Source organism: Streptomyces marokkonensis (assembly GCF_008312835.1).
GTDB classification, from domain to species: domain Bacteria; phylum Actinomycetota; class Actinomycetes; order Streptomycetales; family Streptomycetaceae; genus Streptomyces; species Streptomyces marokkonensis_A.
The window spans coordinates 311,554-326,879 of sequence record NZ_VSKS01000006.1 but is presented as its reverse complement, the minus strand read 5'-3'; the positions used below and the strand labels follow the sequence as shown (position 1 = coordinate 326,879).

Annotated in this window: 11 protein-coding genes; 5 read left to right on the top strand and 6 right to left on the bottom strand. The window is 71.0% G+C overall.

Annotation, left to right across the window (positions count from 1 at the left end; translation table 11 throughout):
- Positions 1 to 2 precede the first annotated feature (2 nt).
- The 6 genes from F1615_RS13700 to F1615_RS13675 form a co-directional block, all read right to left on the bottom strand.
- A complete protein-coding gene (locus F1615_RS13700) occupies positions 3 to 2,174 on the bottom strand; it encodes an alpha-galactosidase (RefSeq protein WP_149549214.1) in 2,172 nt (723 codons plus the stop codon).
- Positions 2,171 to 3,010 carry a DeoR/GlpR family DNA-binding transcription regulator gene (locus F1615_RS13695; RefSeq protein ID WP_149549213.1) on the bottom strand — a complete coding sequence of 280 codons (840 nt, stop codon included), beginning with the start codon at positions 3,008 to 3,010 and terminating at the stop codon, positions 2,171 to 2,173. The genes F1615_RS13700 and F1615_RS13695 overlap by 4 nt, the downstream gene beginning before the upstream one ends.
- A 4-nt stretch (positions 3,011 to 3,014) precedes the next feature.
- Positions 3,015 to 5,054, bottom strand: coding sequence for a beta-galactosidase (locus F1615_RS13690; protein WP_149549212.1), 2,040 nt, complete (start codon positions 5,052 to 5,054; stop codon positions 3,015 to 3,017).
- Positions 5,051 to 5,962 (bottom strand): carbohydrate ABC transporter permease, encoded by a 912-nt coding sequence (locus F1615_RS13685; RefSeq protein ID WP_149549211.1) that lies wholly within the window; start codon positions 5,960 to 5,962, stop codon positions 5,051 to 5,053. The genes F1615_RS13690 and F1615_RS13685 overlap by 4 nt, the downstream gene beginning before the upstream one ends.
- Positions 5,959 to 6,906 (bottom strand): carbohydrate ABC transporter permease, encoded by a 948-nt coding sequence (locus F1615_RS13680; protein WP_149549210.1) that lies wholly within the window; start codon positions 6,904 to 6,906, stop codon positions 5,959 to 5,961. The genes F1615_RS13685 and F1615_RS13680 overlap by 4 nt, the downstream gene beginning before the upstream one ends.
- An 82-nt stretch (positions 6,907 to 6,988) precedes the next feature.
- The gene (locus F1615_RS13675) at positions 6,989 to 8,353 is read right to left on the bottom strand and encodes an ABC transporter substrate-binding protein (protein WP_244328718.1); all 1,365 of its coding nucleotides are present in this window, start codon (positions 8,351 to 8,353) and stop codon (positions 6,989 to 6,991) included.
- Positions 8,354 to 8,827: 474 nt separating this feature from the next.
- On the opposite strand from F1615_RS13675, the gene F1615_RS13670 reads away from it, so the two are divergent.
- Genes F1615_RS13670 through F1615_RS13650 form a run of 5 tightly spaced genes read left to right on the top strand, consistent with a single transcriptional unit; the run spans position 8,828 to position 15,193 of the window.
- Positions 8,828 to 10,420, top strand: coding sequence for a DUF1254 domain-containing protein (locus F1615_RS13670; RefSeq protein WP_244328717.1), 1,593 nt, complete (start codon positions 8,828 to 8,830; stop codon positions 10,418 to 10,420).
- Between the two features lie 48 nt (positions 10,421 to 10,468).
- Positions 10,469 to 11,374, top strand: a complete 906-nt coding sequence (locus F1615_RS13665; RefSeq protein WP_149549208.1) for an HAD family hydrolase — start codon at positions 10,469 to 10,471, stop codon at positions 11,372 to 11,374.
- A gap of 10 nt (positions 11,375 to 11,384) precedes the next feature.
- The gene (locus tag F1615_RS13660; protein ID WP_208818308.1) at positions 11,385 to 12,818 is read left to right on the top strand and encodes a DUF1254 domain-containing protein; all 1,434 of its coding nucleotides are present in this window, start codon (positions 11,385 to 11,387) and stop codon (positions 12,816 to 12,818) included.
- Positions 12,819 to 12,827: 9 nt separating this feature from the next.
- The gene (locus F1615_RS13655) at positions 12,828 to 13,505 is read left to right on the top strand and encodes a GAP family protein (RefSeq protein ID WP_149549207.1); all 678 of its coding nucleotides are present in this window, start codon (positions 12,828 to 12,830) and stop codon (positions 13,503 to 13,505) included.
- 8 nt (positions 13,506 to 13,513) lie between these two features.
- Entirely contained in the window at positions 13,514 to 15,193 is a 1,680-nt protein-coding gene (locus F1615_RS13650; RefSeq protein ID WP_149549206.1) for a SulP family inorganic anion transporter, read from the top strand.
- Positions 15,194 to 15,326: the final 133 nt, after the last annotated feature.

Genomic DNA, 15,326 nt, shown 5'->3' with positions numbered 1-15,326 from the left:
CCTCATGCCGGGTGGGTGATCCGCCTGACCTCGATCAGGGCGAGGCTCTCCGGGTGGAGGGTCGGCGCCTGCACGCCGAGGACGGACAGGACACGGCCCGGCAGCTCGACGCCCTCCGGTGTCCACCAGGGCAGCGCGCTGACGACCGGTCCCCGTACCGCGTCCCCCGGCGGCAGCGGGGTGACACGGTAGCGCGCGTCCTCGGCCAGGCCGGGCAGGCGTACGCGGCCCGTCGGGACCTGCACGGCGGTCGTCTTCTGCACCACCGCGTACACGGCGTGGGACCGGTCGGGGGCCACCACGCCGTGCACGAGTACCGCGGGATCGTGGTGGTCGGCGTGGACCACCGTCCCGCCGTGCAACAGCGGTCGGAGCCGCTTGTGGGTCTCGATCCACTCGGCGAGCAGACGGCGCTCCTCGGGCGTCGCCCGGGTGAGGTCCCACTCGATGCCCATGTGGCCGAAGAGCGCGGTGCCGGCACGGAAGCCGAGGTCGTGCGTGCGGCCGGTGGTGTGCGAGGTCGGGGCGCCGACGTGCGCGCCCATCAGTTCCGGCGGCAGCAGCAGGCCCGTCCAGCACTGGATCTGCTGCCGTTCAAGGGCGTCGATGCAGTCGCTCGTCCACACCCGGTCGCTGCGTTCGAGGATTCCCAGGTCCACCCGGGCACCGCCGGAGGAGCAGGACTCGATCTCCAGCGCGGGGTGGCGGCGGCGCAGCTCGTCCATCAGCGCGTACACCGCGGTCGTCTGGGCGTGCACCCCGCCGACGCCGTACGGGCCGCTGCCCGCGTCGACCAGATCGCGATTGTGGTCCCACTTGAGATAGTCGACCGCGTACTCGGTGACCAGCGCGTCCAGGCGTTCCAGCACATACGCGTACGCCTCCGGCCGGCCCAGGTCCAGCACCTGCTGGTGCCGTGCCTCCGGCGGCATGCGCCCGGCCGCCGACATGATCCACTCCGGGTGGGCCCTGGCCAGGCCGGAGTCCGGGTTGATCATTTCCGGCTCGACCCAGAGGCCGAACTGGAGCCCGCGGGAGCGGACGTGCTCGACGAGCGGATGGAGTCCGCGCGGCCAGACCTCGGGGTCCACGTACCAGTCGCCGAGTCCTGCCCGGTCGTCGCGGCGGCCGCGGAACCAGCCGTCGTCCAGCACGAACCGCTCGGCGCCTACCTCCGCGGCGGCGTCCGCGAGGGCGGTGAGGGTGTCCAGGTCCTGCCGGAAGTAGACCGCCTCCCAGGTGTTGAGCGTGACGGGCCGCGGGGTGGCCGGGTGGTGGGGGCGCCGGCGCAGGTACGAGTGGAAGCGCCCCGCCATCTCGTCCAGGCCGCGGCCGTACGAGCCCAGGATCCACGGGGTCTCGTACACGGCACCGGGCCGCAGACGCATTTCGCCGGGCAGCAGCAGTTCACCGCCGCCGAGGAGACAGACCCCCGCGTTCGTCCGCTCGGCGAAGGTGCGGTGGTTGCCGCTCCACGCCACGTGCAGGCTCCACACCTCACCGCCGCGGAAGCCGAAGCCCCGCTCACCCACCGTGTGCAGCAGCGTGGCATCGACACCGGTCCGGCCGCGGCGGTTCTCCCGCAGGTGCGTGCCGAGGGTGAACTCGTGCCGCTGCGGTGAACGTTCCCGCAGGTGACGGCCCGTCAGATCGAGCACCTCGGTGGCGTGGGCCGGTACCGGGAGCGTGAGTTGCAGCGCGTCCACCGTGTACGGACCCTGCCCCTGGTTGGTGAGCACCGCACGATGGCGGACGAGACCCGACCCGGTCAGCTCCAGCTCCCACCGCAACGCGAGCCCGGCCCGCTCGTCCTCGGCTTCGACCACCAGGGAACGCGGGCCCGGGAAGAGCACCTCCCGGACGGCGAAGGCGCTGGAGAAGTCGGCGCCCTCCCGGTGGCCGGACAGCCCCGGGGTGCCCAGCCAGCCGGCCGACTGCTCGGGCAGCACGCTCACGGGGACCGGCACGTCGGGCACGCTGGTGCCCAACTCGGTGAGGCTCGCCCTGGCCAGGGAGGTCAGGACGCCGTCGTCGTCGGGCGTGTCCGCCTCCGGGCCGCCCAGGTCGGCCCCCCAGTGGAGAATCCGGGGCAGTCGGGGACCCGTGCAGTCGAGGACGAGGCTCGTGCCTCCGGCACGGAGATGCAGGAGGCCGGAAGAACGGTCGGTGGTCATGTGCGTACGCCTTCGATCGGTGCGTCGGTCGGGGGGACGGGAGCCGCGGGTCGCGGCGGGCGGGCCGGCTCGACGACGGTCAGTTCACCGACCCCGCGTTCCAGTACCTCACGGCCGTGCCCGTCGATGCCCGAGTCGGTGATGAGCAGGTCGGCCGTCTCCAGCGGGGCGATGGTCGCCAGGCCGGTCGTGTCCCACTTGGTGTGGTCGGCGAGCACCACCACCCGCCGCGCCGAGCGGCACATCGCCCGGTCGGTCTCCGCCTCCTCCAGGTTGGGCGTGCTGAAGCCCTTCCGGGCGTCCATGCCGTGGACCCCCATGAACAGCACGTCGACGTGGAGCGACGCCAGTGCCGCGGCCGTCACCGGCCCCACCAGTGCGTCGGAGGGGGTGCGGACGCCACCGGTGAGCACGACCGTCTGCTTCTGCCGCCGGTGGGTGTGCAGGGTGTGCGCCGCCCGGACGCTGTTGGTGACCACCGTGATGTCCGGGACGTCGAGGAGGTACCGGGCCAGGGTCCAGGTGGTGGTCCCCGCGGTCAGTGCGACCGCGCAGCCCGGGGCGACGAGCCGGGCGGCCTCGGCCGCGATCGCCTCCTTGGCGGCGACCTCACGGGACCGCTTCTCCCGGAACGCCGGTTCCGCGGTGCTGCCGTGCTCGGGTGTGACCGCGCCGCCGTGGACCTTGTCGAGGTGGCCACGGCGCGCGAGGGACTCCAGATCGCGCCGGATCGTCATGTGGGACACACCGAACCGCTCGGTCAGCGCGCCCACCCGGATCGAACCGTGCTGCCGGACGAGCTCGGCGATCTCCTCCTGCCGTTGTCTGGCGAGCATCCCGTCACCGCTCCGACGACGGGGCGCCGTGTTCCCGGATCACCACGACGTCACCCGCACGGACGACGGTCCCGCCGTCGGCGACGGTGCCGCTCAGCAGGTCGGTGCCCTCCGCGCGGACGGTCACGTCGCGGGAGGTGTGATTGATCAGGAAGAGGTAGGTGGCGTCCGGCCCTCTCCTGCGGACGGCCTCGACCCCCGGCGGCACCTCGGCCGCGGCCCTGACCCCGGCCTCCCGGCAGACCCGGGCGAGCAGCCCGCGCAGGGCGTCGGCGGACGGCCGCGTCGCCACGTACCAGGCCGCGCCGTCGCCGTACCTGTTGCGGGTGATCGCGGGATGCCCCGGGACCGGCCCGCCGGCCGACGGATCCTTGTCGAAGGAGACGATCGTCTCGGCACCCCTCGGCTCCACGAGCTCGGTCCAGACACCGGCCGGTGAGCCGTCGGCGAGCAGGGCCGTCTCGGCCTCCCGCAGCGGGAAGAACTCGTCGACCCGGATCCCGAGCATCTCCCGGTAGGCGCCGGGATGGCCGCCGAGCCGGACGTGGTCGTTCTCGTCCACCACACCGCTGAAGAAGCCGACGGCCGCGTGCCCGCCCCCGCGCACGAACGTGTCCAGCGACGACGCGTCCGCGTCGCTCGTCAGGCAGAGACCGGGGACCAGCACCAGCCGGCGGTCGCTCAGGTCGCTCGACGGGTGCACGAGGTCGCAGGTGATGCCGAGCGACCACAGTGCCTCGTACCAGGCGCGGACCTGGTCGAGGTAGCGCACGTCCTGTGAGGGGGTGGCCGCCATCTCCAGCGCCCACCAGGCGTTCCAGTCGAAGAGCAGGGCCACGTCCGACTCGACGCGGCTGCCGCGCACCTCGGCGAGTGCCTTCAGCTCCTGCCCGAGAGCGGTGACCTCGCGCCAGGTCTTGGTGCCGGTGCCACCGTGCGGCAGCATCGCCGAATGCCACTTCTCGGCGCCGGCCCGCGACTGGCGCCACTGGAAGTACAGGACACCGTCCGCGCCGCGCGCCACGTGCGCGAGGCTGTTGCGCCGCATCTGCCCCGGGGTCTTCGCCACGTTCCGCGGCTGCCAGTTCACCGCGGAGGTCGAGTGCTCCATCAGCAGCCACGGAGCGCCGCCGCCCATGCCGCGCGCCAGATCGGCGTCGAGGGACAGACCGATGTGCGCCTCCGGGTCGGCGGCCGTCAGGTACTGGTCCACGGACACGACGTCGCACTCCCGGGCGAAGGAGAAACCGTCGACCTTCTTCTCCAGCGTGACCAGGAGGTTGGTGGTCAGCGGCACACCGGGGGAGAGGCGGCGTACGATCTCCGCCTCGCGCCGGTGCAGCGTCAGCAGGGCGTCCGAGGAGAACCGCCAGAAGTCGAGCTGCTGGGTCGGATTGGGGACGGCCGCGGTGGCGCGCGGCGGCATGACCTCCGCCCAGTCGCCGTACCGCTGGCTCCAGAAGGCCGTGCCCCAGGCCCGGTTGAGGCCGTCGAGATCCCCGTACCGTTCCCGGAGCCAGTCCCGGAACGCCCCGGCGCTGGTGTCGCAGAAGCAGTGCGCGTTGTGGTTGCCCCACTCGTTGTGCAGGTGCCACAGCACGAGAGCGGGGTGGTCGCGGTACCGCTCCACGAGCCGTTCGGCGAGACGGCCGGCCGCCTCGGCGTACGCCGGGCTGCTCGGGCAGAACGTCTGCCGCGAGCCGTGGCTGAGCCGGACGCCGTCGGCGGTCACCGGCAGCGCCTCGGGGTGCCGCAGTGAGAACCACGGCGGCGGGGACGCCGTGGCCGTCGCCAGGTCGGCCGCGATGCCGTTCGCGTGCAGCAGGTCCATGACCTCGTCGAGCAGTCCGAACTCGTACTGTCCCGGGCGCGGTTCGAGGAACGCCCAGGAGAAGACACCGACGGTGACGAGGTTGACGCCGGCCTCCCGCATGAGGCGGACGTCCTCGTCCCACACCTCGCGCGGCCACTGCTCCGGGTTGTAGTCACCGCCGTAGGCGATGCCGCCGAGCCGGTCGGACAACTGGTCGAGCGCGTTGTTCACGACTTCACCGCTCCCGCCGCGAGCCCGGCCTTCCAGTAGCGCTGGAGCACCAGGAACGTGATGACGATCGGCACCACCGAGACGAGCGACCCGGTGAGGCTCAGGATCTGCAGCGAGGGGTCGCGGCTGACCTGGGACTGCCAGGTGAACAGCCCGAGGGTGACCGGGTAGAGGCGGTCGTCCTGGAGCATCACGAGCGGCAGCAGGAAGTTGTTCCAGATGACCACGAACTGGAAGAGGAAGATGGTCACCATCGCGGGCGACATCAGCCGGAGCGACATCGTGAAGAAGGTCCGCAACTCGCCGGCGCCGTCGATCCGGGCGGCCTCCAGGAGTTCGTCGGGCACCGAGGCGGCCGCGAAGATGCGGGAGAGGTAGACGCCGAAGGGACTGACGATGCTGGGCAGGAACACCGCCCAGAACGTGTTGGTGGCGTCCACCTCGGCGAAGAGCAGGAACAGCGGCAGCGCCAGCGCCGTGGCCGGGACCAGCACGCCGCCGAGCACCACGGAGAACAGGAACTCCCGCCCCCGGAAACGGTACTTGGCCAGCGCGTAGCCGGCCATGGCGGACAGCAGCGTGCCCACCGCCGCGCCCGCCCCCGCGTAGAGGAGGCTGTTGAGCAGCCAGGGCAGGTACACCCCGTCCTGCTTGGCGAACAGCGCCCGCAGGTTGTCGAACAGGTGGAAGTCGGAGAACCACAGCCCGAACGAGTCGACCAGGTCACCCTGGCTCTTGGTGGCGGAAACGACCAGCCAGAACACCGGGAGCAGCATGTAGACGGCGATGACCACCAGGAAACCGGTGGCGGCGATCACCGAGAGACGGCTCTCCCTGGGACCGCGCGGTGCCGTCCCCGAGGCTGGGCGGGGCGCGTGGGCGCCCGCGGTGTCGGTGAGGAGGCTCATGATTCAGCCTTTCGACCCGTGAGCTTGAGGAATCCGAACGACAGGACGAACGTGGCCAGCGCCAGTGTCACCGACATCGCGGCGGCCTCGCTGTAGTTGTTCGCCGAGGCGAGCGAGTAGGCCGCCAGGTTGGGCGTGTAGGTGCTGGTGACGCTGGTGGAGATGGAGCGCAGCACCTGCGGTTCGGTGAACAGCTGCAGCGTCCCGATGATGGAGAAGACGCCCGTCAGGATGAGGGCGGGACGCAGGATCGGGATCTTGATCCGCCAGGCGATCGCCGCCTCGCTCGCGCCGTCCATGCGTGCCGCCTCGTAGATGTCGGACGGGACGGCCTGCAGCGCGGCGTAGATGATCAGCATGTTGTACCCGGTGTACGTCCAGGTCACGATGTTGCCGATGGACCACAGCATCATCGACGAGCCCAGGAAGTCCGGCTCGGTGCCCGCCTTGCCGAGCAGGTCCACGATGGGCGACAGCCGCGGGTCGTACAGGAAGGCCCACATCAGCGCCGCTATCACGCCGGGGATTCCGTACGGCACGAAGTAGGCGATCCGGAAGAAGCGTTTGAGGCGGGCCACGGTCGAGTCCAGCAGCAGCGCGAGCACGAGCGCCAGCAGCAGCATCACCGGGATCTGCACCAGCCCGAAGACCAGCACTCGGCCGACGCTGCCGAGGAACTCGGAGTCGCCGAGCACCTCCTTGTACTGGTCGAGGCCGGCGAACACGGTCGTCTTGCGTCCGAAGGTGCCGCCGGTCCGCTCGGTCCTGAGCAGGCTCTGGTAGAACGCGTAGCCGACCGGCACCAGGGTGAACAGGACGAACGGCACGAAGAACGGCAGGAGAAAGAGGAGGGGAGCCCAGTTCCGTCTGCGACGCGGGGGCTTGCGTGCCGGAACGGACTGTGTCGGCGGCGCGGCTGTCGCCGCTATGGGGTCGGCGGTCATGTCGTGGTCACTTCCTGAGGTGTGCTGAGCGAGGAGGACGGGGCCGGCGGGCGGGATCCGCGCACCGCCGGCCCCTCGTCACCTACTTGGCGACCTCGAGGGACTGCTTCTCCAGCGAGTCCACCGTCTTGGCGTCGGTCTGCGCGAGCGCGTCCTTCAGCGTCCCCTTGCCGCCCAGAGCCCCCGCGATGCCGTCGCCCATGAAGCGGTAGGTGTCGGTCATCGTCGGGCCGAAGGTCCAGTCGGTGGTGACGTTCCCGGAGGCCTGCGCGAAGACGTCGAAGACCTTCTGGCCGTCGTAGAAGTCAACCGGCTGCTGCAACGCCTCCAGCTTCAGCCCCGCCGTGGCCGCGGGGTAGAGACCGCCCTCACGGTTGAGGATCTCCAGCGCCTTCGGGTCCGTGTTCAGCCACAGCGCGAACTTCGCCGCCTCGTAGGGGTGCTCGCTCTTGCCGAGGACCGCCGTGGTCGAACCGCCCCAGTTGCCGGCCTTGTTCTCGCCCGCGGACCACTGCGGCATCGGCGCCACGGCCCACTTGCCGGCGGTCGCCTTGGCGTTGTCACGGATGGTGCTGTAACCCCAGGCGGCGCTGACCCAGGTCGCCACCTCGCCGTTGTTCCACGCCTTGTAGAGCGCGGGGGAGAAGCCCTGCAGGTTGGTGGCGACCAGCTTCTCGTCGATCATCTTCTGCCAGTAGTCCGCCACCTCACCGGCGGCCGGGCTGTCGACGTCGACCTTCCAGGCGTTGCCCTCCTGTGCGAACATGTTCGCCCCCTTCTGCCACAGCATGCCGCTGAACCAGTTCGGGTCCGTCTGCGAGAAGTGGGTCATGTACGCCTTCGGGTCGGCCTTCTTCAGCTTCTTGGCCGCCTCGTAGTACTCCTCCCAGGTCTTCGGGACGGATATGCCGTGCTTCTCGAACAGGTCCTTGCGGTAGAAGAGCGCCATCGGGCCGGTGTCCTGCGGCACCGCCCAGACGCCGTCCTCGCCGCCCGCGCCGAAGGTCACCTGGGACCAGGTCCAGTCGGCGAAGTCGCCTTCCGCCTCCTTGACGCCCGCGCAGGACGCGATGTCGGTGAGGCCCTCCTGGAGACGGAAGCTCGCCAGCGAGTCGTACTCGATCTGGCCGAGGTCGGGGGCGTTGCCCGCCTTCAGCGCGTTCGACATGTTCTGGTAGGTGCCGGCGTTGCCGGCGGGGGTGGACTTGACGGTCACCTGGATGTCGGGGTTCTGGCGGTTCCACTCGGCCACGGCCTTCTCCACGCCGGGGATCCAGGACCAGTACGTGAGCTTGACCTTGCCGTCGCTCTTCTCGCACTTGGCTTGTTCGCCAGAGGCGCTGTCCTCGGTGCCGGAGCCGCCGCAGGCCGCGGTGGCGAGCAGGGGGAGTGCGGCAAGGGCCACCAGGGCCCGGCGAAGCACGGGGCGATGGGTCCGCAGTGACATGGCGTCTCCTTTGTGCGTGCCGCTCCGCCAGACGTCCCGGAGCAGCGGGGTGCGCACACCTTGACTGTTAACTCCGTGTGAAGTCAACAGGCTCCATCGCTAAATAACGGAATCAAACAAGAACCGTTATGCGGCGTGTGGGACCTGCGGGAATTGGTCTCTACCTGCGGGGGTTGGGGATGTCGATTGCCGGACGGGATTGTCGAACGTTGTCAGAAAACGTTTCAGTGAATGTGCGCCAGCGAATCACGCGATCGTTCGGCCGCACGAGGGCGTCGACTGCACCCGGCCGTTGTACCGCGCCGAACGGGGTGTGCACGTGCGTACCGGCCTCCGTGGCCGCTGATCCGCCCGCGAGCGCCCGGGCGACGGCGCCGCCGGGCCACACCCTCCGATGGCCCAGGTGCGGTGGTGGGCCGCGGCAGGACCGCTCAGGGTCGACAGGGGCGACCCTTTCCGAGGACGGAGCGAGCCGTGCAGCAAGCCGCACACATCTCACCAGGGGTACTGGAGTCGGTCTCGACCCCCGAGCGGGTCGAGGCCCACCTGGGCACCCTGGAGTTCCCGCTCGGTGTGCCCACCGAGGAGACGACGCGCCGTGTCTACGACCACCTGGACCGCATCCGCGCGGTCAGCGCGTTCCTCGACGCGTACTCCGGCGTGAACATGTGGGCGTCCCGCAAGGGATTCCTGGCGGCGGGCATCCAGGACCACGACGTCCTGCTCTTCTCGGAGTTCATGGATCCCCGGACCCTCGTGCTGACCGGGAACGCGGACACCGTCTACTTCATCACGTTCCTCGACCTGACCGAGGGCCCGCTGGTGGTGGAGGTGCCGCCCCTCTCCCTCTGTTTCGTCGACGACATGTGGTACCGCTGGGTCGCGGACCCCGGCATGGCGGGGCCGGACCGCGGAGCCGGCGGCAGATACCTCTTCGTGCCGCCCGGTTACGCAGGTCCCCTCCCGCAGGGCGGGTTCTTCACGCAGCCCGCCCGCACCACGCGGCTGGTCCTGGGAGGGCGCGCCTTCCTGGAGGGCGACGACCCGAAGCCGGCGGTCGAGCGCATCAAGGAGGGACTGCGCATCCACCGCTACGTCCCCGGGCTGTACGGCACCAGCATCGGGGAGATCGTCACCGGCGGCACGGCCCCGCCGCTGCCGTGGACCGCCGAGACCTGGACCGCCGCCCTCCGCAGGCCCGACCCGCCGCGCTTCGTCGAGGGCACCGGGTTCGCCGTGAACACGGTGCCGCCCGGGGACGCGACGTACTTCGACCTCGCGAGCGAGCTCGTGCACGACCAGCCGGCCGAGGCGCTCGACCCCGAGATCGCCGGTGCCCTGGCCGCGGTCGGGATCGTCAAGGGCCGCCCCTTCCAGCCGGACCCGCGCATGCGGGAGATCCTCACCGAGGCGGCCGCGGTGGGGAACGCCACGGCCCGCACCCTCGCCTGCCGCCCGCGCCCGGCCGAGGGGGCCCACTACTACGGTCCCTCGTCCCAGTGGGTCAACGGCCTGCTCGTGTCCGGCCACGACTTCATGACCCCGCCCCCGGAGATCACCGACAGCGGCGTCCGAACCCGTCCGAGTGACGGCGCCCGCAAGTTCAACCTGCGGAACTGGTGGTGGTACCTGGGCGTGGGCATCAGCCCGGCCTTCACCGCGCCGCTGCCCGGCATCGGCTCGCAGTACCTGTTCGCGTTCGCGGACCGGCAGGACCGGGCCCTCGACGGCGGCAGGCACTACCGTCTGGTGCTCCCGCCGGACATCCCCGCCGCCCGGTTCTGGTCGTGCACCGTGTACGACAACCAGACCCGCTCGATGCTCGACACGCCGCAGCGCTTCCCCCGGGCCGGCAGCCAGGACTACCCGACACCGGCGGCGGTCGCCGACGCGGACGGCACGACCACCGTGCATTTCGGACCCGACCGGCCCGACGGCGTCCCGGAGGGCAACTGGATCCGGACCGTGCCGGGCAAGGGATGGTTCGTGGTCCTGCGGTTCTACAGCCCCCTGCCGCCGTTCTTCGACAGGACCTGGCGGCCGGGCGAGATCGAGGCGGCGGACTGAGCGCGCAACGGCGACCCGCCGGCGCGACGGTCGGACGGAGAGGTGGCCATGGGCCCCGGTCCACTGGAGAGCTGGAACGACGGTGCCGCCAAGCGGGCGATCGTCGAGTTCGTGACGTCCGCGGCACGGGAAGGCACCCCGGGCTTCGTCCGGCCGGCGGACCGGATCGCCGTGTTCGACAACGACGGAACCCTGTGGGTCGAGAAGCCCGCTCCGGTGCAGACGGCGTTCGTCCTCGGGAAACTGGCCGCGCGGGTGAAGGCGGATCCGTCGCTGGCCGACCGTGAGCCCTACCGGGCGGTCGTCGACGGGGACGAGGCGTTCTTCCGCGCGCTGGACGCCCGGGACCCCGACGCCGTGGCGTTCCTGGTGCGGGCCCTCGGCTCGGCCTGGGAGGGCACCACACTCGAGGAGTACGAGGCCGAGGCGACCCGGTACCTGGCGTCCTGGCGCCACGAGCGCTTCGGTCTGCCGTACACGGGTCTCGTCTACCGGCCGATGCTGGAGCTGTTCGACTACCTCAGGGCCCACGGCTGGCGGCTGTTCGTCTGCTCGGGCGGCGGGCGCGACTTCATGCGGGTGTTCTGCGAGGAGGTCTGGGGCCTGCCGCGGGAGAACGTCATCGGCTCGGCGCCGGAGTTCGTCTACCGGGACGGCGTGCCGGTCCGCGGTACGGAGCTGCACGGACCCCTCGCGCTCGGGCCCGGGAAGCCCGAGCACGTCCTCGCCCGCACCGGCCGTCTGCCGTGCTTCGCGGCCGGCAACGACGACGTGGACGTCGAGATGCTGCGGTCCGCGCGGTTCGCCCTGCTGGTCGTGCACGACGACGACGCGCGGGAGTACGCCTACACCGACAACGCGCACAGGGCGCGCGCGACGGCCGAGCGGGCGGGCTGGACGACCGTCAGCGTGAAGGACGACTGGAACGCAGTACTCACGGAACGACCCCAGTAGGAGGAACGCGGTGCCACAGGTGAACGACGCCCCCAGCCCGGGCACATCGGCCGGGACACTTCCGTCGATCAGCATGCCGGACCGGCTGGAGACGGTCTTCGGCGCGATGGACTTCTTCGACGGCCTGCCCCTGCCCGACGCGGTCGCCCACGGCTATGACGCGCTGGACCTGCTGCGCGGGATCGAGGTGTTCCTCAACTGCGTGCCCGGCGCCTCCATGGTGGCGATGCGGCGTGGCCTGCGTGCCATCGGCATCGACTCCCGCACGATCGGCTGCCTGTCCCCGCGGTGCAGTTCGGAGCCGCTGATCCTCACCGCGAACACGGAGACCACGTACGGGATGACCTGCCTGGCACTCGACCAGGACGGACCCACCGTGATCGAGGCACCGGGCAACTCGCTGTGCTTCGTCAACGACCTCTGGCAGCGCCACGTCACCGACATGGGCATCGCCGGACCGGACAAGGGAGAAGGCGGCAGGTACCTCTTCCTGCCTCCGGGCCACGACGGCGACGTCCCTGAGGGGTACTTCGTCGTGCGGCCGGCGACCTTCTCCTCCTGGGTGCTGCTGCGCGCGCTGAACGGCACGGAGGGCCTGCTCCAGGCGCGGATCTACCCGCTCTCGGAGGCGGCGGACCCGCCCGAGCAGCGGTTCCTCAACTTCGCGGAGTCGGACTTCAACACGATCCACGCGAACGACTTCACGTTCTTCGAGGAGATCGACACCCTCGTCCAGGGCGAGCCGCCCGAGGCGCTCGACCCCGAGCGGGCCGGTCAGCTGGCCGCGATCGGCATCGTGCCCGGCACACCGTTCCGGCCGGACGAGCGTATGCGCTCGATCCTCGACACCGCGGCCAGGATCGCCTCGGGCATCGTACGGACGCTGTGCTTCAAGCCGCGCGACCCCGGCTTCTACGTCTATCCCGGCAGTTCGTGGAAGAACCCATGGCCGTCGCACAACCACGAGTTCCTCTCGGCGGAGGGCGCCCGGCTGCTGGACGCCCGGGCGGTGTACCACTACTTCGCTGCGGGCACCTCGCCGGCGATGGCGGCGGCGGCCGTGGGGGCCGGCTCGCAGTACGCCTACACGGCGGAGGACTCCACCGGCGCGCTGCTCGACGGCGGCCGCAGCTACACGCTCACCCTGCCGGGCGGCATCCCGGCGAAGAACTTCTGGTCCGTCACCGCCTACGACCCCCAGACCCGGTCGTTGCTGCGCACCGACGACCCCTACCCGAGCGTGAACAGCCTCTCGGACGCCGTCCGGGCCGAGGACGGCGGCGAGACGGTCATCCACTTCGGTCCCACCGCGCCGCAGGGCAGGGAGGCGAACTGGGTCCGGACGGTTCCCGGCAAGGGGTGGTTCGTCGTCCTGCGACTCTACGGCCCGCTCGAAAGCTGGTTCGACCAGAGCTGGCGGCCGGGCGAGATCGAACCGGCGTGAGGCAGAGACGTGGGTGAGGCGATCGGTCAGATCCTGTCCTACGGCGTCGCGGTGGCGCTGAGCCCGTTCCCGGTGATCGGCATGGTGCTGATGCTCGCGACGCCCAGGGCACGCGCCAACGGGCCGGCGCTGCTCCTGGGCTGGGTGACGGGCCTGGCCCTGGTCGGCACGGTCGTGCTGCTGGCCTCCGGCGGCGCGGGCCCGAGCGAACAGGGGCAGCCGGCCGCCTGGGTCAGCGCGCTCGACCTGGCGCTGGGCGTGCTGCTGCTGTGGGTCGCGGTGACGTACTGGCGCGGCCGGCCGCGAGGCGACGACGAGGTGGCGTTGCCGAAGTGGATGCGGACGGTCGACTCGTTCACCCCCGTCAAGGCCGGAGCGCTGGGAGCCGCGCTGTCCGCCCTCAACCCGAAGAACCTGCTCCTCGTGATCGCCGCGGCGGCGGCGATCACGCGCACGGACACCTCCGCCGGCGCACAGGCCGCGGCTCTCGCGGTCTTCGTGGTGATCGGGGCGCTCGGTACGGCGGCACCCCTCGTGCTCTACTTCGTCCTCAGGGAGCGCTCGCGGCGCATCCTCGACGGCCTCAAGCTCTGGATGGAGCGGAACAACTCGGTGATCACGGCCGTGGTCTGTCTGCTCATGGCCGCGAAGCTGATGGGTGACGCCATCACCGACCTCTCCTCCTGAGGACGAGCATGCTCCGCCTGTTCCCTTCACTGCGGGGTTACCGGCGGGAGTGGCTGGGGCGGGACGCGCTGGCCGCGGTGACCGTGTGGGCGGTTCTCGTGCCCGAGGCGCTGGCCTACGCGACGATCGCCGGTGTCCCGCCCGTGGTCGGCCTCTACGCCGCGCCCGCGGCCCTGATCCTCTACGCCGCCTTCGGCAGCTCCAGGCATCTGGTCACCGGGCCGATGGCGGCGACGGCGGCGCTCTCGGCGGCGGTCGTCGGGGAGGCCGCCGGCGGTTCGAGCACCGATTTCGCCGCGACGACGGCGGCCCTGGCCGTCACGGTGGGCCTCGCGGCGCTCCTCGCCGGGCTCCTGCGCCTCGGCTTCCTCGCCAGTTTCATCTCCGAGCCCGTGCTGAAGGGCTTCATCGTCGGCCTGGCGATGACGATCATCGCCGGTCAGCTGCCGAAGCTGTTCGGCGTCGAGGGCGGCTCGGGGAACTATTTCGAGAAGGTGCGGGTGCTGATCGGGGACCTCGGCGCGACCAGCGGCCTCACCCTACTGGTCGGCCTCACCGGCCTCGTCCTGATCCTCGTCCTCAGACGGGTCGCCCGGGCCGTGCCCGGCTCACTGATCGCGGTGGCGCTGGGGATCGCCGTGTCCGCGGTCTTCGACCTGGCCGACCACGGCGTCGACGTCGTCGGCGCCATCGACACCGGTCTGCCCTCCTTCGGCTTCCCCGACGTCTCGGCCGACGACTTCGGCGACCTCGCCGCGGGAGGCGTCGGCGTACTGCTCGTCGCCTTCGCCGAAGGCCTCGGTGCGGCGAAGACCTACGCCGCCCGCGGCCACTACGAGGTCGACGCCAACCGCGAGCTCATCGGGCTCGGAGCCGCCGGCCTGGGCGCCGGCCTGTCCAGCGGCATGGTCGTCAACGGCAGCCTCTCGAAGACCGCGGTCAACTGGTCGGCCGGCGCCCGCACCCAGCTCTCGGGCGTTCTCGTGGCCGCCCTGACCGTGGTCACGCTCCTCTTCCTCACCGGCCTCTTCGAGCAGCTCCCCGAGGCGGTACTCGCGGCGGTGGTGATCGCGGCGGTGGTCGAGCTGGTCGACATCCGCTCGCTGGTCTCCCTCCACCGGGTCTTCACCCGCAGGCTCGGCCAGGCCTACGGCGTCGCCGCGCGGCCCGATTTCATCGCCTCGGTCGCGGCGATGCTCGGGGTGATGGTCTTCGACACGCTGCCCGGCCTCTTCATCGGTATCGGTGTCTCCCTGCTTCTGCTCCTGTACCGCTCCTCGCGCCCGGTCATCAGCGAACTGGGGCAGCTGCCCGGGAACGGACACTTCGCGGCGCTCGACAGGCACAGCGAGAGCCGCAGGATCCCCGGCGTGGTCGTGCTGCGCGTCGAGGCCGGCATCTACTTCGCCAACGCCGAGCGGATCCGGTCCGTGGTCCGAAGGGGCGCCCGCACAGGGGTGACGGCGGTCGTGATCGACGCCGAAACGGTTCCCTTCGTCGACGTCAGCGCCGTGCGCATGCTCGACGACCTGGCCGAGGAACTCGAGTCCCTCGGAGTCCGGCTCCTGCTCGCCCGGGACGTGGGCCAGGTCAGGGACGTGCTGCGCACCGCCGAAGCCAGGAGGGAGCTGAGGCGCGTGTATCCCACGGTGCGGGCGGCGGTCGACGCGGCCAGGCAGGGAACATGACCCGATCCGCCGTTACGGCGCCCCGCGGCAGCCGTGACGGCCGCGGGGAGCAGGCGCCCGTCGGGACGCGCCTCTTCGGTGAACGCACCATGACCTACGCCCACCCACTGTGACCGGTCATGGATTGACGCTC